This is a genomic window from Maridesulfovibrio bastinii DSM 16055, from assembly GCF_000429985.1.
Taxonomy (GTDB): domain Bacteria; phylum Desulfobacterota; class Desulfovibrionia; order Desulfovibrionales; family Desulfovibrionaceae; genus Maridesulfovibrio; species Maridesulfovibrio bastinii.
The window spans coordinates 1-16,790 of sequence record NZ_AUCX01000007.1 but is presented as its reverse complement, the minus strand read 5'-3'; the positions used below and the strand labels follow the sequence as shown (position 1 = coordinate 16,790).

The 16,790-nt window shown below is 40.9% G+C and carries 17 protein-coding genes and 1 pseudogene; 6 read left to right on the top strand and 12 right to left on the bottom strand.

All coding sequences use genetic code 11. The features are described from left to right. Positions 1-4: 4 nt before the first annotated feature. Both G496_RS0102245 and G496_RS0102240 read left to right on the top strand, forming a co-directional pair. Positions 5-2,053 (top strand): DUF6345 domain-containing protein, encoded by a 2,049-nt coding sequence (locus G496_RS0102245; protein WP_027177836.1) that lies wholly within the window; start codon positions 5-7, stop codon positions 2,051-2,053. After that, positions 2,054-2,851 carry a hypothetical protein gene (locus G496_RS0102240; RefSeq protein WP_027177835.1) on the top strand — a complete coding sequence of 266 codons (798 nt, stop codon included), beginning with the start codon at positions 2,054-2,056 and terminating at the stop codon, positions 2,849-2,851. It abuts the gene before it with no gap. Between the two features lie 78 nt (positions 2,852-2,929). Here the strand turns inward: G496_RS0102240 and ybaK are convergent, their stop codons facing one another. Together ybaK and G496_RS0102230 are read right to left on the bottom strand one after the other, a co-directional pair. Further along, positions 2,930-3,403 carry a Cys-tRNA(Pro) deacylase gene (gene ybaK, locus G496_RS0102235; protein WP_027177834.1) on the bottom strand — a complete coding sequence of 158 codons (474 nt, stop codon included), beginning with the start codon at positions 3,401-3,403 and terminating at the stop codon, positions 2,930-2,932. 24 nt (positions 3,404-3,427) lie between these two features. Next, entirely contained in the window at positions 3,428-3,724 is a 297-nt protein-coding gene (locus G496_RS0102230) for a DUF3574 domain-containing protein (RefSeq protein ID WP_027177833.1), read from the bottom strand. Positions 3,725-3,984: 260 nt separating this feature from the next. Between G496_RS0102230 and G496_RS0102225 the strand changes: the two genes are divergently transcribed. Next, positions 3,985-4,626: a hypothetical protein gene (locus G496_RS0102225; protein WP_027177832.1), complete on the top strand. Its 642-nt coding sequence runs from the start codon at positions 3,985-3,987 to the stop codon at positions 4,624-4,626. 18 nt (positions 4,627-4,644) lie between these two features. Here G496_RS0102225 and G496_RS0102220 read toward each other — a convergent pair whose 3' ends face one another. The 4 genes from G496_RS0102220 to G496_RS0102205 form a co-directional block, all read right to left on the bottom strand. Beyond that, positions 4,645-5,307, bottom strand: a complete 663-nt coding sequence (locus G496_RS0102220) for a Crp/Fnr family transcriptional regulator (protein ID WP_027177831.1) — start codon at positions 5,305-5,307, stop codon at positions 4,645-4,647. A gap of 171 nt (positions 5,308-5,478) precedes the next feature. Beyond that, on the bottom strand, positions 5,479-6,147 hold the full coding sequence (locus G496_RS0102215) for a C39 family peptidase (RefSeq protein ID WP_027177830.1): 669 nt from the start codon (positions 6,145-6,147) through the stop codon (positions 5,479-5,481). Between the two features lie 168 nt (positions 6,148-6,315). Further along, positions 6,316-6,645 (bottom strand): hypothetical protein, encoded by a 330-nt coding sequence (locus G496_RS0102210; protein WP_027177829.1) that lies wholly within the window; start codon positions 6,643-6,645, stop codon positions 6,316-6,318. 143 nt (positions 6,646-6,788) lie between these two features. Further along, a complete protein-coding gene (locus G496_RS0102205) occupies positions 6,789-7,658 on the bottom strand; it encodes a LysR family transcriptional regulator (RefSeq protein WP_169725721.1) in 870 nt (289 codons plus the stop codon). A 116-nt stretch (positions 7,659-7,774) separates the two neighbouring features. On the opposite strand from G496_RS0102205, the gene G496_RS0102200 reads away from it, so the two are divergent. The 3 genes from G496_RS0102200 to G496_RS0102190 all read left to right on the top strand — a co-directional run bounded on the left by G496_RS0102200 (position 7,775) and on the right by G496_RS0102190 (position 9,263). Next, positions 7,775-8,278: a phenolic acid decarboxylase gene (locus G496_RS0102200; protein ID WP_034632130.1), complete on the top strand. Its 504-nt coding sequence runs from the start codon at positions 7,775-7,777 to the stop codon at positions 8,276-8,278. A 308-nt stretch (positions 8,279-8,586) separates the two neighbouring features. After that, on the top strand, positions 8,587-8,892 hold the full coding sequence (locus G496_RS0102195) for a DUF6694 family lipoprotein (RefSeq protein ID WP_027177826.1): 306 nt from the start codon (positions 8,587-8,589) through the stop codon (positions 8,890-8,892). Positions 8,893-8,903: 11 nt separating this feature from the next. Next, positions 8,904-9,263 (top strand): hypothetical protein, encoded by a 360-nt coding sequence (locus G496_RS0102190; protein WP_027177825.1) that lies wholly within the window; start codon positions 8,904-8,906, stop codon positions 9,261-9,263. 95 nt (positions 9,264-9,358) lie between these two features. On the opposite strand, the gene G496_RS0102185 is transcribed toward G496_RS0102190, so the two are convergent. The 6 genes and pseudogenes from G496_RS0102185 to G496_RS20815 form a co-directional block, all read right to left on the bottom strand. Further along, positions 9,359-10,414, bottom strand: coding sequence for a hypothetical protein (locus tag G496_RS0102185; protein WP_027177824.1), 1,056 nt, complete (start codon positions 10,412-10,414; stop codon positions 9,359-9,361). Between the two features lie 61 nt (positions 10,415-10,475). Next, positions 10,476-11,618, bottom strand: coding sequence for a histidinol-phosphate transaminase (hisC, locus tag G496_RS0102180; protein WP_425411662.1), 1,143 nt, complete (start codon positions 11,616-11,618; stop codon positions 10,476-10,478). Beyond that, a complete protein-coding gene (locus tag G496_RS0102175) occupies positions 11,569-12,876 on the bottom strand; it encodes a hypothetical protein (protein ID WP_027177822.1) in 1,308 nt (435 codons plus the stop codon). The genes hisC and G496_RS0102175 overlap by 50 nt, the downstream gene beginning before the upstream one ends. 286 nt (positions 12,877-13,162) lie before the next feature. Beyond that, positions 13,163-13,579 (bottom strand): hypothetical protein, encoded by a 417-nt coding sequence (locus G496_RS0102170; RefSeq protein ID WP_027177821.1) that lies wholly within the window; start codon positions 13,577-13,579, stop codon positions 13,163-13,165. Between the two features lie 364 nt (positions 13,580-13,943). Next, positions 13,944-15,449 (bottom strand): FAD-dependent oxidoreductase, encoded by a 1,506-nt coding sequence (locus G496_RS18580; RefSeq protein ID WP_084407464.1) that lies wholly within the window; start codon positions 15,447-15,449, stop codon positions 13,944-13,946. Positions 15,450-15,988: 539 nt separating this feature from the next. Further along, positions 15,989-16,647: pseudogene (locus tag G496_RS20815) on the bottom strand (ISL3 family transposase). Positions 16,648-16,790 lie beyond the last annotated feature (143 nt).

Genomic DNA, 16,790 nt, shown 5'->3' with positions numbered 1-16,790 from the left:
AAAAATGGATCAAATCAAATTTTCTAAAAAAAACTCCCCAAAAGTATTGCCGCCTTCAACAAAATTAACTCTGCTTATTATTGCAGTCGTGTTTTTCTCCATCAAAACATGTACCGCAGTGGCCATGGCAGCGGATAAATTCCCTATAGCCATAGTAAACCTTCTACTTAATGAAGATACTAATCTTAACTACTACTTAAACGACTATCAGCTGGAATTGACCGATTACAAAGAAGCTCCTCTGCGCCCGGCATCACCAAAGTATGTTTTAGCCTCAAATGATGGAGTTAATTTTGAATTCAGGGGGAAACCCGGCAAAACAAATTATTATTTTGCAAGAGTAAAAGGCTCAAACTCAACATCGCAGATTGCTTTTTATATGGTTGAAAGCAGTACTCCAGGGCTTTACAGAAATCCTCGTCCCATAAGGCTTTCTGATAAGGATTCCATGGGAAGCTCTTTTGACACCATAAAATTCAGAGATGAAGATACACTGACCACAACAATCAGCGCAGCCGGAGAAGGCGTTGTCGCCTCAAAATCAATTATGCTGGACAAAGGGGAATTCGCTTCGTGCGGCATTAGTATCTTCTTTTCTGATGCAACCAGAGTAAAAAATAATATGTCTGAGCTGAACTGGGTAAATGCAGGGTATCAGGAATTCAGTAATTCAGCTGGGAATGAAGCTAATCCAGACCATATTATTATGCGAAACTTCATCAAAGAAGCAGGAGACAATACTGATGCCAACGGAGAAGCTGATTTTCTGCATTTTACCAGTCACGGCGATCACGATGGAAGACTGGTCGATAACGATTCACCCTGGGGAGAGGATATAATCATACGGCCATCAGAAATAAATACCGATCAGGATATGAACAGTGATATTGAGTGGGTCTTTATAAATGCATGCAGTACTCTTGATCAGGATGATACCGGACTTGAAAACTGGATGGGTGTTTTAAAAGGAACAATACATCCAGTTCACGGTCTGCTTGGATTTTATGAGCCGGTATCAGCCGACCTGTCAGTAGAAATTGATTCTTTCTTCTCCCGTTTAGGATCATCTGAATCTCCGGAAACATATCTTAACGCATTTTTTAATGCCATGACTTCAGGATCTTCAGACGAACCATGTGCAATGGTCGCGCATGTTGAAAATATCGACGACACCTTGAAAGTTCTTACTCAGGACTCCAGCACCAGCCGGTACAGATATTACTGGTACAATCTAGCTTCATTCATAGATAAATCTAAAGATGATATAATCATAGAAACAGCAGATGGAACTTCTGTTGCAAGTAAAGTGAATCTAGATTCTTTTGATTATAAAAATATAAAATCAGTAATATTAAAACAGAAGAAATTCTCCACTTATCCTGACAACTATCAGCAGACAAAACTCAAATGCGGAATGGTCATACTTAACAGCGGTGAAAAAATTGCCAACAAAAATCAAGACGAATTCACGGCTCTGGCAAAAGCAGAAGCAGCATTAACAGGTTCATTCGGTCCTTTGCCTGATGATGCATACGGGCCGCAGAGTGGCAGCCTGAAAATGCAGGATTTTACATGGCAGGACAATTACGCATTAAGGTCTGATGAGATAGTGGATATTGCCAGAACTTTTAAATACACGCATTACATAAATGGAATACCGGTGGTAGGCGATATGCTTGCGGCAACAATAAGCGGTAACGAGGTCATCAAATTAAAGGGAAACTGGCATGAATATGTATCCATTGCCGAAACTTCTGACATTACACCGGAGAATGAGAAGATTTTAGCGGCATCAGCTGCTCTTGATTATGCTCTGACAGGTTTAAAATCAGAAACAGACGTTAAAGCAAAAAATGCTGGCAGCCCTACCTTGGAAGAAGCGGAACTTTGTTATTATGGGCTCCAGAATGATAGTGAAGTAAAAACGTACCTGCCGACATGGCGTTTCAGGTTCAAGGAGAACAATAAGCTTAAGAATGTATTTGTTGACGCTTATTCAGGGGAAATACATCCTGATAAAGAAATCTCCGAAGCTTTCAGCAGAGTTGATTAAATGAAAAAGCTGATAAATATATGCCTCGCACTGGTACTGCTGTGCGGGTGTACGCTTCCTGAAAATTCATCCGGTTCCACTGTTAATGAAATCTGGAAGAAAAATGCTGTCGCAGTTACCGAGTTTTCGGATAGCTCTACGCAGACAAGCGTGACAATAAAAAAATTTAATAATCCTGACAGCCTGAAAAGCTACCTGCAGGATTCTTATTTCATAAGCATAGTAGACATCAAAACCGGTAAAAAAATCCTGAGTTCCCAACTTACGGCCGCCAACGGCAGAATGCAGGTAAATCGAGTCTGGGCCTATAAAAAAGGAGCTCTTGTTTACGGATACACTCAAAAAAAAGCAGGTAAAGCAAACCGTTGCTACCTGCTTTTACTAATTGATGGAAACCACAAGCAGCCTATTTATCTGGAGCATTCGCTGCCTTCAGTTTTCTTTGACCGTAAGACAGGTTTAGTCGGCTGGAAAAAGATTAAATCTTCAATAGCGCAGGTTGCTTTTATCAATGTAGCAACAGGGAAGAAAATAACTGAGCGTAAAGCGGACAGTAACTTTTTTTACGCGAAGACTGACGGAAACAATTCAGTTTACCTTTTTGCCATGCACAAACATGGGCTTTCTGTTTCCAAGTATACAATTTCAAACTGGAAAAAGAAATGGAGCACGACAATTCCAATTAAGCGTTTGACTGGTAAAAAAGTTAAAATCTCCGAAAAAATTTTGTCTATAAGTGCTAAAGATATAGATATAAAAATCAGTACAGAAACAGGTAAGAAGCTGAGATTACCATAAAATAGAAGCCGCATTGTTCAAGTCACAAAATATGGTCCGCAGCTCTGCGATGCAACTTAGGCAAGATGGCCAGCCCACCTATTTTGTAACAGTAATCTTTTTGAACTGTGCTCCGGTTAATCCTGCAAGATCATCAGGGTTAAGCTCAATATCCAGCCCTCTGCGTCCGGCACTTACAAAAATAGAATCATAGTCCTGTGCGGACTTATCAATCACGGTTTTCAATCTTTTCTTCTGCCCGAGTGGGCTGCACCCTCCGAGAACATACCCGGTAACTCTATGGACAATATTTTTATCAGCCATAGCAACCTTTTTAAGGCCTAAAGCCTTTGCAAAAGCCTTTAAGTCAAGTCTGGATGAAACAGGAACAACTGCCACAAACAGCTCTTTCTCATCCCGGGCAACAACTAAGGTTTTAAAAACTCTTTCCGCGGCAATGCCCATTTTTGCAGCAGCTTCTTCACCATAAGATTCTGCATCCGGGTCATGCTCGTATTCATGTATCTGAAAATTTATTTTGGCTTTTTTGGCAACATTAATAGCAGGAGTCATAACTATCTATTTTAATTTTAAAGTTTAATCAGCAGTAATAAAACTGCATTCTGAAACCGGGACCTTAACAATCATAACTGAATCCTGACTGAAACGAACCGCATAAAGTTTTGCGAGTTTTTCAGCTTTTCCGATCCCGTCTTCACTGACAATGACTGTTACAATTTTAGATCGTTCAGCTTTACCTTTATAGTATCCAACTGAGTCGACAACATTAAAGCCGTCAAAAAATCTGGTTATCTCTTTATCCTGAAAAGACTGCCATTGCTCTAGTGAAACAGCCCCTCCATCAGGTCGTGATAAACCGAAAAAAATACGCAACCGAAAGTTTTGTCCGGCATTGCCAACTTGCTGCAGGCCCAAGAATAAAATGATTGTTAAAAAGAATACACTAAATTTTTTTCCCATTTTTATACCCTTGAGATGACATTATCTTCACAAAACAAGTTTATGTGTCAGCCAGCCGACAGACAGAGTTTTTCTCCGTATCTATATTACTCTCAAGGCATCCAACAATCTGCACCCTGTTTAGCCTGAATTCCATAAATCATCAGCAATGAGAAAACAGTCAGGAGAATAAAATGGACAGAAACGTTCAAACTGCAAACCTCCACGGCGACCAGCAAGATCTTTCATCAATTAGCGTTACTGAAATTTCAAATGACAGCCAATGGGAAATTCTAAAAGAATCAACAGAAATTTTTTTCAAATCATTTCAGCTTGGCAGAGTCCGCGGCCTTGTTATACTGGCTGACGCCAAGCTTTCCACAGACTGGGATAGCAACGCTCATTCAGCACTGATTCAGGAACTTATCAACCGTGACCTTCTGGTTATACAGTTCAATAAAGAAAAAGCAGGGTCCGAATGCAAATTTTTATCTGATCCTGATTTTTTCATAAATGCTGGAGACGGGCTTGCTGAATTCTGTGATTTTATTGGGATTAGTCCGGTAATTTCTGTTAACTCCCCACTGGATAATTCAGGATTGGCCACTCTCTTTGATGTGACTGCTCAATTTGCCTCAGTGGACGTATCCGCTATACCGGCAATTATTATTGCTTCCGCCAGTTGCGAACATACCTTGAAATTTCCATTTCAGACCATTGAACCTAAAGAAAATCCGTTGGAAACAGCTGACCGCATCGACCATTTTATTCATGACAAGAGAGAAGGTATCAACTGGTGTGATCGCTGTGGTGGACGCTTTTCTCCATTTTCTTAAACACATTTAAGAAAGGCATCACCCATGCCGCAAGCCGGAGAATGATTCGAGTTCTGAAATATCAGGAATCAGATACTTCCCGCGTTCCAGTCTTTTAATAAGCCCTTTCTGGAAAAGTTCGTTTAAGATTTTAGACACTGTCTGACGTGTAGAACCGACCAGAAGGGCTATCTGTTCCACTGAAAGATCAATTTTAACCACTACTCCGCCTTCTTCGTAAGGCGAACCGTGCTTTGTGGCTTCGTTTACAAAAAGTTTAAGCAGTCGACTGCTGACATCTTCAAAAACAAGACCTTCAATAATAGTGAACGAGTTTTTGAGCATGCTGCCAAGAACACCGATCATGGCTTTCGCAACTTCTGAGTCATCCAGCATCTTCTGCCGGAAAGTTCCTACATCGGCTGAAAGAATTTCTATTTCTTCGAGCGACTGCACAAATGCCCGTGTATGCGTGGAATAAATGTCACCTTTGGATAAAATTCCAATATTAAATTCTTTATCTTCATAACCAAGATAAACTCTGGCTCGACCATGAGCCACGATGAAGACCTGATTATCGGTTCCATCCGGCTGACAGAGTAAAGAGCCTGATTGATAACTTCGCGTTTTAAGTGAAGCTAAAAGTTCCTTAAATTCAGGCCGCTGAAGATGGTCCAGAAGGTTTTCATCTAAAAATTTCATAGCAATCAACCGTCACCGCTAGCTTCCGTCCTTTGAATAACGAAAACTGTAAATTTAGATATGAGTTCTCAAAGATTTGTCTAATTCATATCCGTGATGAAAGTGACCAGTCAATTACATCTTTCCTTGAAAATTAAGAAAAAATCCGTAACCACTCTGATTTCAGGACTGCTACTGCAACAACAGCATATTCTGCGGTACCATTAATTTTGTTTTCCCGGTCAATGAAAAGCTCCAACCACCCCAGACTCCCCAATTATGTCCTGAGGACATGCCGGTAAACGTACACCACCGGACGGTAGAGGCAGGACTCCATGTATCAAGACAGCCATACTCTAATTCTGTTCCCTCTCTGTATCCGACCACAGCCACAAAGTGATCAGTATACCCGTTACCTGAGGAATCAACCAGAAAAACCATCGGACGGTTGTTATCAATTTCTCTTTTCAAGACGGTCCAGTTCAAAGAATTGTTACTCATATAACAGGTTGAACTTTCAGCAATATAGGAAGAATTTTTATATTGAACATATTTTAAAAAGGCTGGTGAAATATCAGTACTCCAGCTCCAGCCATAAAAGTTATCTCTGGATGAAAAAGAAGTTTGCATAAAATCTGCAACACAGTCACTTGTATGTTCATCCCCTGCCGGAGCTTCAGATTTATCCGGGATGGGATTATCTGAATAAGTATCCATCGGCAGGCTATAGTCTTCATAATGTCCGGGATCTGATGCGCTCCGTTCAGAGGCTATACCCTGATCAACATCACTGGTCTGAGTAGCAGCACTCCCTTTGTAAAGAGATGAAAAACCTATGAGATCGTAATACCCTATAATCATACCCAAAGCTGTTGGACCGCAGCCATGGCGCCACAGATACCCGGGAACACCAAGGACTTTTTCAGTGGCACCAACCTCTTTATTAAAAAATTTATCAACAGTAGAAACCGGCTCAACTCCTTCAGGAGGGACAGGACCGGAAGTACTCTGAGCAGGAATTTGGGGAAATCACCCTTTTGTAACGGTAGTATCAACTGTTGGAGTAACAGCACTTCTAAAGTTAAAATTATTTGAATATCCACTTTTAATGGTTAAGCTAAATCCAGTTTCAATAAAATCATTTGTTGCAGGTATATCTATACCAGCAGAAACCTTAATGATATCATCTTCCTTATTATGGGCGGATTCATTCAAAGCAACTAGGAGTTTTTGGTAGCTTTCAACCATGAAAGTTTTTGCTGTGACTTTTTGCGGAATAAAAATTGTAATTGATAATATCAGTATGGTTATGGTGAATATTTTTTTCTGGTAGTTGCTCCATTCAAAAATCTTAAGCATGCTCTGATAATCTCCGGTATAAAAGACTTAATTTAAAAGAAGTACACATCAGTAGAGTTCCAAAATCAATATTGAATTATTTAAACAGACGTATTACTAGATAGATGATATTTAATATATTATCAATATAATTAAATATCAAATCAGACACTAAGATTATCAAGCAGATTAATAAGATCCCCCATCACAGCATCATGTTCTAAAGCTGCATCCTGCACCAGATAGATGGAAGTCATCCGGCGGCAGCCATTTTGTAAAGGGAGTTTAAGCATAGCACCAGCTTGCAGATAATTTAGAATGTAAGGCTCTGGAAGCCATGCATAACCGAAACCGTGCAATACGGCCTCTATTGCTGATTCAACTGATGTGAATGACCAGTTTTCGGCTGTTTCTGTTTCAGGACTTTTCTGTGTTTTTCTATCTACAATCCTGATTAATGGAAAACGAGCTAGATCACGTTCGTGAAGAGGTTGTGGAAGATCTAAAAGTCCGTACCCCTCGCAGGCAACTGCAATAAAAGGAATCTCTAAAATTAGTTTCCCAAGATGCTGTGAAGATTCAGGGAGGTGGATTAAATATAAATCGCCGGTATGCTCTGAAAGCTGGTTGAGACTTTCACTTCTCAAAGTCTCTGTCAGATGAATCTGTGTCTGGGGATGTTCAAGATGAAAATCTTCAAGCAACTTGAACAATACAGCTTTTGGGAAAATGCTATCAACCACCAGATCAATTCTGGCTCGTTCTCCACACCTGAAAGCCTCTGCCTTTGCTTCCAGAGCATACATTCCATCCAATAAAATTTTGGCCTGTGCGAGCAAATCCCTACCGGCCTCTGTGAGCTGTGCTTTCCTACCGACAATATCAAGCAATTGAAGATCGAGTCCTTCCTGAAGCATTGATAGCTGGTAGCTCACCGAGGATTGAGTACGATGATATTTTTGGGCCGCTTTCTGATAGCTTCCAAGTTCAACTACGGCTTGGAGCAATTGCCACTGGGCAAGATTTGTTTTCATTTTTGACATATCTAATTTTTAGATTGTTTTGATTAAAAATCAACGTTTTTAATTCAAAAATAAAAACATTATAGTTTACGACATAAATCGAAACAACAATAACTGGAGAAATAAAAATGAAATTTGAAAAAGAAGATTTAAGCGGACTTTTGGGAAAACATCTGGTTTATACTTATGATAACGGTTGGAACTATGAAATATATGTTAAAAATGAAACCACTATGGATTACCGTATTCATAGTGGAATAGTGGGAAACCGCTGGGTTAGAGACCAGAAAGTCTACATGGTTCAGGTTGCAGATCAGGTCTACAAAATCTCATGGACCGAACCTACCGGAACCGATGTCAGCTTAATTGCGAATCTTGCTGATAAAATTTTTCACGGTACAATCTTTTTCCCACGCTGGATTATCAATGATCCCAAGAAAACCGTATGCTTTCAAAATGAACACATTTCAGAAATGGAAGCATTCAGAGAAGCCGGCCCCGCGTACCCTACTGAAGTAATAGATGAATTCGCGACAATAACTTATATCAAAGATTGCGGTCTTAATAATGAAGAAGTTATTAACTGCGCAGCAAGTGAATTGCCTGAGAACTTCCCTGAAAATTTAAAGTAGGGAGTCATATTTAGGCACTTAGTTAAACATAAAAGTCTGGAAGTGAATACTTCCAGACTTTTATTGTATTATAGAATTATCAAATCAAAAGCAGCCATGTATTTAAAATGCTATCTATATGTAAATAAACACACACATATTTTATATAAAATATCAAATTCTGTTTAGCAAAATATAAAATGTCATAATTACTCCAGACATAAATTTCTTTTTATAAAATAATTAAAAGTTATTGCATGATAAAAAAAACACCTGTACACGATTTTGTATTATTTTATTAATATTTATTTAGAAATGATGGAGTGATTATGACCAAAACATCTTTGAAAACTATTCTTTTATCCTGCTTAGTCTTACTTTCCCTTCTCGTTGCAGGCTGCTCATCAGGACCGTCAATAGACGGATCATCAGAAGCCAGTTTCAAAAAATCAATGCAGGTAATTATTGATTCTCTGCCTAAAGAAAAACAGCAGAACTTTGAACAGGCAGTGCTTGGGTTGCTGCTCTCAAAAACACTCAAAAACGGTGGAGATGAATCTAAAGCCTTAGATTACTTGGATGGAATGACTTACGATGATGTAATAGAGGAAATGCAAAAAATAAGTAAAGAATAAGGTATAAGGCTATGAAAAAATTAATCCTTGTAATTGCTTTTTTACTAATCGCTACATCATGTTTAGCTGCTGATTTTGTCAATCCTATCGGTTTTCAGGCAACTGAACAGAATAAAGCTGCCGTAGTAAACTACATAAAGCAGAGTGTTAAGCAGGATTGCTACAGAGTCGGTATGACATCTGAATCAACACTGCGGATGATGGAAAAACAAGATCTTGATGCCTTCCAAAAACTCCTCAGCGCCAAAGCCCCAAATACTCTAACCAGAATAATAAACCAGTACTGCGCTACAGGAATGTGTAACTATTCAACTATAAGAATGATGTACGATCATGAGATGCGGGCCAAGGGCCAATCTCTGGCATGGTAATAAATCATACTTGATTTTTGTAATTAGTATCTCTACTTCCCCGTCATCCTAATGGATGCACGGGGAAGTTTGTATATGTGACGATTAAAAACAGATTAAAGCTGAATTGCTTTCCAGTCTGATTCGACCATAGATAAAACGGATTTACCTTCCTCAGTATAAATTAAAGGTCTTGTAAAATCAGGTTTTTTTGAAATTTTCTGCATAAGCAGAGCGTCTTTGTCAAACCATAGAGGAAGCAGGCCCCCGAAAAAGAATCCTGATTTACGGGCAGTTTCAACGGCAAAGGAACTCTCAGGACAGCTGAGAGAAAGTATAAGCTGGTATGCATGGATGCCTGAATACTCCTGCTCAACCTCAGCAAGGCACTCAGCAAAATCAGCTCCTACAGATTCTACTTCTATCTTGACTACCCCAGCGTCACCAACCGGCTTGACAGCAACCTCGGTCACGCTCGCAGAAACCTGATTTTTATCACAAATATCACTTTCCAGAAAGTTTCGATCAAGATCAAGCCAGCTATATATAGTCTTAAGTTGGGATTTATATCTGGCAGGAAGATACACCTTATTATGCCGATTGTTTAAAAGAACTATTCCATCGAGTAACGAAATACGACCGTATGAATCAGGATCACCGGGTCTTGGAGGCATAGGCTCAACTTCCAAAGCACAATGATGCCCGTTAATAAGCTTTCCCAACTTCTGGCTTGTAACATGGTCGCAAACACTCTGACCGAAAATTACTTCCAAACCCAGATGCTCAGGAGGTTTACTGTGTATTTTACGCGCAAGACGCAATCCCACGGAAGTTTTACGATAATCCGGATGTACCATCCATGAACCACCTTCCATAATCCTGAGTCCCGGTGCCGAACGAAATAAAGCGTACAGCCCGACGACATCTCCCCGAGGCGTACGTCCTACAGCCTGAAATAAATCATCTCCTGCATTTATGCTGACAATCGCTTCAGGATCATAAACATAATCAATCGGGAACATTTCACCGTAAACGGCGTAATATAGTCGAGCTACTCCAAGAGCATCCTCAGGTTTAAAATAATCAACAGTAAATTTCTGTCCCGGCTCGATAATATAACCTTCATTCCTCAAAAACTTCAGGCATTCTTCTCTGGTTTTACCAGACATCATTCTTTTATCCTTTAATCCGCATCACAAGCAGAGAAATTAATCAACACAACAACAGTAGAACTTAACGAAAAATATCTGCCAGAACTGAGCTGAACTCATTAAGCACATCATCACGAACCAGACTGACACGAATCCAGTTGGGAAATCTGAAACCGGTCATAGTCCTCACCAGAAACCCACGGCGCAGGAGTTTTCGCTGCAATAAAGTATCGGACATAGGAGTGCGGACCATGACATAATTTCCTTCACCTATGATATATTCCAACCCTAGTGATTCGCACGTTTTTCTGATGATTTCCCTTCCCTGTCTGACCATGTCTCTGGTGTCCGCAATAAAAGCGGACTCATCCAGAATAGCTGACCTCGCGGCAAGTTGAGCTATAGTATTCACAGAATAGGCTACATGTGCGCGGCTTATGATATCCGTCACTTCTTCACTGGCACAAAGATATCCAACTCGCAGTGCAGCCAGAGCAAACATCTTGGAAAACGTTCTGAAAACGACAAGGTTGGGGTATTCTTGCAGCAACTTTATGCAATCCGGATAATCAGGCTTTTCCACATATTCAAAATAAGCTTCATCAGCGACAACAATGCACCTTTCCCCGACTCTATCCATAAAATGGCGCATGGCGGTTTCATCCCAGTATGTTCCGGTGGGATTATTCGGGTTACAGACAAAAACAAGCTTGGTCCGATCATCTATTGCTGCAAGCATAGCTTCAGGGTCAAACCCCTGTTTCTGATCCAGCGGTATAAGCCGAGCTTCGATTCCCGAAAATTCTGCAACCCATTCATAAACTGCAAAAGTCTTATCAGCCGTGACAATATTATCTCCCGGCTCGCAGAACGCTTTAACGACACTTGAGATAAGTTCACAAGAACCGTTTCCCACAAGGAATTGCGATCGGTCCGGGCCAAGTCTCAAAGAGAGGGCCTCCCTCAAATCCTGACTGTCACCATGAGGATAGATAGGGACTAGACCGGATTCTATTCCTTTCAACAGGTTACAGACATCTGGAGATGGTCCAAGAACATTTTCATTGTTATTCAGACGGTAGAGCTTTTTAAGGCCGAAAAGCCGCATCAGTTCCGAGTCTGGAGGACTTGGACGGTACGGGTCAAAAAGACGAATATGGGCCGGAACAAGATGATCAAGATTCAGGGTCATAGCGAAAAATAAGAGTATCTGACTGCCCGCCATGAGGGAGCAGAAGTTCAGGATGAAAATGGCTTTTACTTAGATGTTCACCCAATGCAGCGTGCCAGCCTTTAGCAAGATCTATTTCAAAAAATATATTTTTATATCCTGCTGATGTGAGCGACAAAACATGCCGCTCAATATTGATGCCGATATCATCACCATTCAGCTCAGGCTTGAGAAAGGCTTCGCTGAGAACCGGATTAAGGCGTGCTCCAATTACAGAAGCCGAGTTAGCTACTTCACCAAGCTGGCTGACAGGTCTCAAATCGCGAACAGTGTCGAGAGCAATATAGCGGCCGCGCAAATACTCATCAAAAGAGCTATGAGTCCACACCGCCCCTCCGAAATCTTCCTGTAGCATACGCCCCCAGACAGGATGCACAACCGGTTCATGGGTACTTTCAAGATGATAAGGCAGCCGGGCCAACAATTCGAACCCATACTCCGACAAGGGTTGTGTCACCAGACTGCTGAAAACATTTTTGGCTGAGGTTCTGGCAACACCCTGCAACATGGATTCAACAAGTTCTCCCGCAACTGAGTCGTCTGATGAGAAATCATAAGGACCATAAAAAGTGACTATCTGTTTTGAGCGTGATTCCCAGAAAAGGACCCCGCACAAACGACCGACCGCATCCCGTGCTTCTATAACCGATAACTGTCCTGAACAGACCATATCCGTAAGTCTTCCCGGAATATGACACCAGAGAGGAACAACGTGATCGGGATAAAAAGCCACAACGGAATTACAGGCTTCAAGCAGAGCATCAGCGTCATTAGTTTCGGAAAGGACAGGACGCCCCTGCACAGAAAACCGCTCAACCGGAAAAGGCTCAAGTTTGGGGTAATCCTTGTCCACCCGCATGACAATTTCCATCCGCCGCCCTTCTAGCCCGACTCTAAAGCCGTCAGACATTCGTGAAGCCAGCAACAGCGGCAATGATAATAAATCAATATCCTCACCGGAAACATCAGGTGAAGAAACCAGATTCAAAGCTGAAAGGTCTACCCCGCTCGAGGCAAAAGATATTCCGATTTCCACTCCCGTGCATATCTGCTGAATAACTACTTCTATGTCACCAGCGTCAGCCGAAGAAAGAAAAAGTAGCAACTCCTCTGCACAGTGAACAAGTCGCATTTTTTTGCCACAGTCCAGACCGAATACAGAGCCTGCCTGCTCGGCAGCAGTCTGCATAAGACAGACCCATGATTTTTCAGCAGGAAGCTGGATGCGGATACATGATTTGGATGTACTCACAACATTCCTCATTTTCACAATTTATAAAATACACTCTTTGTTTGGCTTTATTGCGAATAGTACTCTGGAGAAATAAAGACTCAGGATAATGCAATGGATTTTATATAAAAACAATACTTTTATCAGGTGGATAAGTATGTTTTTTTATTTAAAAATACAAATGCGACTATGCAATTCTAAAGAATCTCAATAAAAAAGGTTTGCAGACTTTCACCTGCAAACCTCTATAGTTATCCATTTAAAGACGTTCCTGTCAGTATGACCAATGTAAATTTCTACGCGTTTTTTATTCGAGACTGTCAATAATTCTGCCAAAATCAGGATGATCACCTGTTGTTGTGATCATCATATACTGATTACCTTCAACATATAAAATTGACTGACTCTCTATCCCATTGGCAGTTGTAAATGTAAAAGCATACCCGCCATCATCAAGAGGTTGAGGTGTACTTCCTTTCATCTGAAGAACGAAAGCATTTGCAAGGTCTGCTGCGGACATTCCCTGAGCACTGTCGAAAGCAATAGACATGGAGGCGGAACGATCAGGAGCAATAAGCGCAACAACATTGCCATTCTCCATAGTCTGCCAACCTTGCGGCACATCAATTGAAAAGTTGCTGAAAGTCTGCATGGTTGCAAAAGAAACAACCGGAACCAACAACATTATTAGACAGACCAAAACAGGAATACTGATTTTTTTCATATTTTTCCTCTCATCCTTATTATATTTTAAACAGATAGGAGACTATGAATACATGCGAGTTATGGGAATGTCTGTCAGTCAAATCATCTACAAACAGCGAGCTGTCATCTCTGCTGCGGAAGTTCATGCTCTAATTGTGATTCAACTTAGTTCCAATTTTTCATCACATTAATAAATCATATTGGTTATTAAATATAAAAACAGCCGGTTAACAATAGATGTTAACCGGCTGTTTTATTTTAAGCTTCTAATGTGTGACGAAAAAAATCAGCACCATAAGGATTGAATGCCATTTCTCAGCATATAATCAGAACGGATACATTTCTGCAAACCCAAAAGGGCTGAATTTCAATTCATTAACTTTTTATAATTTTGCCAATCTCTTACCAACGACATAACCCTGTGTATAATTATGTCCAAGGTTCAATCCGGCTACAGCCATAGGATATTCAACTCCTCCGAAAAAGTTACCGGCGCAGTTGCCTATGGCATACAATCCCTCAATAGGATTATTTTGTGTGTCGAGGCATTGAAGGTTCTCGTTAACTTCAACTCCTGAGCAGGCCATGGACATTCCCAAATGACGGTGAATGCCATAATATGGCGGAGTGTCAATGGATTTCATGAACTCTGAAGGCATACCGAACTCGGTATCAGCTCCAGCGGCAGTCATCTCGTTGTATTTTTTTACAGTTTCGAGGAAAGCCGGAACGTCGGTGATTCCCATTTTTTCTGCCAGCTCTTCAAGAGTATCAGCTTTATGAGTGTTGATCAGATCTTCTTCAACACCGTTCCGCTCTACATCCTCTTCAGGCATCCAGGTTTTCATTTCTTCAGGTGAAACCAATCCACCAGACCAATCCGCAGCCTTGCTCATATAAGCGGAATCGAAGATCTGGCAATACTGGCCGGAATCCTCTTTACCAAGCAAATAGCAGTTCATAAGTTCCATACCAAGAGTTTCGTCGCAGAAGCGTTTACCATTCAGTTTAACGCGCATAAACGGCATATCGCACATGGTTGCAGGTCCGGAATCAAAATCATGACACATTTTTGTATGGCCGAGATTTTCAATTTTACCGCCAGCCCATACGATCATTTTATGTCCGTCACCGGTTCTTCCGGCCTTTTTAGGAACAAGATTAGCTACATCCGGCAGATAATAGGAGAGCATTCTTCCATCATTCTGATAGTCGCCTGTAGCCATGACAACACCTTTTCTGGCATTGAACTGAACGTATTTGCCTTCACTTTTAGCAATAACCCCGATGACCCGGCCATCTTCAAGAACAAGCTGCTGCGCTGGCGTATTGTAGAAAATATTAACACCTTCTTTTTCTGCCAGTCCGCATAACGCCTTCAGGGCTTCACCGACATCATAAGGTTTAGGTCCGAAAAATGATGTGATAAAATCAATTTTATAACCATATTTTTCTAAAAGCTCTGCATGGGCACCGTTGCCAAAATTGCTGACTTGTGCGCCTGCTTCCTCAGCTTTTTTAATCAGCCAGTTGATTGCCTCACCGGAATTCTGAGCCCAGGAGCTGAGCAGACCACGTTTCGGACGGTGTGAAGATGCTGCCATAAGTGTGGAAACTAAAGCTTCTACATCAGCAGGATTACTGGTTGACAGCTCGATTCCGGAACCGAAATTACCACAAGCTGAAGCTTCGGCTTCTTTCTGCAACAGGGCAACTTCTGCACCGGATTCAACAGCAGAAAGAGCACAAGGGACACCCGGAGATCCGGCACCGATTATGACAACGTCGTATTCCTTTATTTCTTCAATATTGGTTATCGGTGCGGGTTTTTCCAAAAATTCAGGCAGTTCGCATACATGACCGGCAATGGTCGATTCATTATTCTGCATATCTTTTTCTCCTTCAGACGATGTATACTCGCAATTACTGTTACCGTTCAAAAAGTCCTGATTAAATGTTCTAATTTCAGTTTCAAACAGATTCAGATCTTTTCTATTGACGGTATAAACGAGTACTAATCTCTGTATAATTTAATACAACTAGTAATTATTATTACAAAATAAAGAGTAATCCTTTTAATCGAGTGGAACAAGACTGAAAGAAGAAATAATAATTAATTATAACTGAAAGCGTCAGAAGCATGCAGAATCATCACCTAGGATTTAATATAAAATCAGGCGACTATAGCTATTGATATAATTTTATAAAACATTCCTGCGAATTGATAATAAAGTTGGCAGCAATAGCTTTCAATTTGGAAAGCATGATTTATGATTGTTTAGGATTATATTAAGTTAAACATTACAGTCAGATAAGATTAACAATGGTAACAGATTAGTTGGAGCAGAGAATAAGTTTATTACACATAAACATGTTCTTTGTTCACTAGTACTTGATTTTACTAATAGAGAGAGGACAAAATATAGGTTCATCCGGCTAAAGCGTACTTCGCTTCATGAATGCCCATGATCCTAAGTTTGAAAAATTCCAGATCACGGTATCCATATGCCTGTCTTTTCATGGTTTTGATTTTGTTATTCGTTCCTTCCATTGGTCCTGATGAGATGGGATGACCGTACCAAGCGAGTATCCCGAAGCTATGCGTTGCCAACGTGTTTGCAATGGTCATTAGCAGAGCAATGCCGGATGCTCTTGCACGAGATATCCAGCTTTCCAAAAATGTTGCAGCATCTTTCTTGTTTGGCTGACTCCATCTCTGACGCAGGTCTTCCTTGAGAGAGTAAGCTGTTGCCAGTGGTTTGTTTAACCGCAGGGCTTCCTCCAGACGCTGCTGTTCATCTCTATCCGCATTTAAATTTTCGGGATTTTTCAAAAGCAGCCATCTTGTGCCTTTCAGCACATCCTTGGTGAGTTTATCATTCATGAGTTTGACCACGTGGAAATGGTCAAAGACGAGAGGGATTCGCGGTAAATTCTCAAGAACTGCACCGATATATGCGGGACTGAGATCCGTAGCTACAGCTTTTATTTTGCTTTGTTGCGTTTTAATCTTGTCCAGAAAGGCAACAAGGCTTCAGCTCCTTTTACATCTCCCACGAACACGACAGCTCCGCTTTTCAAATCCATGACCAGCGTCGGGTACTTATGTCCTTTACGTACGCTGATTTCATCGATTGCAATGTATTTTAACTCCGAAAGCTTGGGTTTCCCGAACCGATGCTTCAGGTCACGTTTGAAGATGTCCTTAGCCACATCCCAACCGACTCCAA